At 50.0% G+C, this 1,211-nt stretch carries 1 protein-coding gene; it reads right to left on the bottom strand.

Annotation, left to right across the window (positions count from 1 at the left end):
- The coding region (locus FN808_RS18770; RefSeq protein WP_350354199.1) for an IS481 family transposase at positions 1-1,133 on the bottom strand (1,133 nt) is incomplete at its 3' end.
- Between the last annotated feature and the right edge of the window lie 78 nt (positions 1,134-1,211).

Here is a 1,211-nt window from a genome sequence, read left to right as displayed (position 1 = left end):
TTTGGCTCTTCCGGAGCTGGTTGTTCATCGGTTAATCCAATATCAGATTCAGCCGATTGCATAACGTCTTTGGCGACCTGATTGTTGTTTTGCCAAGGCAACTCGTCCACCTGTTTTTCCAACGCTAAATGTTTGGTGCTTTCAAGCGTTTCCCACGGTGTTTTGCCGTAACAGTACTTGCCGGAATGGGTCCGCTCGGTGTTATACCAGCCGATCCATTCGTCTAATTCAGACTGCAGATCGTCGATACTTCGGAAGATCTTTTTGCGGAACACAATCGAGTAAAATTCATCCTGTATCGTCCGGTGGAACCGCTCACAGATGCCATTGGTCTGTGGGGATTTGGCCTTGGTGCGGCTGTGGTCAATATCCTCAAGATCCAAATACAGCTGGAATGGATGATTCTCCAGTTTTCCGCAGAACTCGGTGCCTCGGTCGGTGAGAATACGCAACAGCCGAATGCCCTGCTCCTCATACATCGGAAGGACCTTGTCATTGAGCAGGTCGGCAGCGGTAATGGCATCCTTGGCCGTATAGAGCTTTGCTTGTGCGACTTTACAATAGGTATCGATGTAAGTTTGCTGGTAGATACGTCCTACGCCTTTGATGGTGCCCACGTAATAGGTGTCCTGGGCTCCTAAATAGCCGGGATGATGGGTCTCGATTTCTCCCTGCGCTACTTTTTGCTGTTTGGCTTTCTCCAGGGCCACCAGCTGGGCTTCGGTTAAAATGATCCCTTTCTGGGCTACCTTCGCCTCCAAAGCCGCCAGTCGTTGCTTGAAGGTCTGCAGGTCATGGCGCAGCCAAATACTTCGCACGCCTCCAGGGGAAATGGTAACCCCACGCTTGGCCAATTCGTTACTGGCTCGCTGCTGCCCATAGGCCGGATACTCATACGCCATGTCGACCACCTGTTGTTCAATGGCGGGATCTACCCGGTTCTTGTGGTTGGGTTTGCGCCGAGAGAGTTCCTGAAGGGCCGCCTCCCCACCGGTCTCGTACAACTCTTTAATGCGGTAGTAACTGTCACGGGAATAGCCCATCGTTCGACAGGCCTGCGAAACATTGTTTAAATGATTCGCTAACTTTAGTAATCCTAACTTCGTTTTGATTATTTTGTCTTGCGTAGTCATGGTGAGTCTGCGTTTAGTGATTAGGTTGTTGGATACTCTAATCTAACTAAACTGTCAGATTTCATCGTGACTACTTCA

It is taken from the genome of Fodinibius sediminis (assembly GCF_900182555.1).
Classification (GTDB): Bacteria; Bacteroidota; Rhodothermia; order Balneolales; family Balneolaceae; genus Fodinibius; species Fodinibius sediminis.
This window is presented reverse-complemented; position numbering and strand designations above follow the sequence as displayed.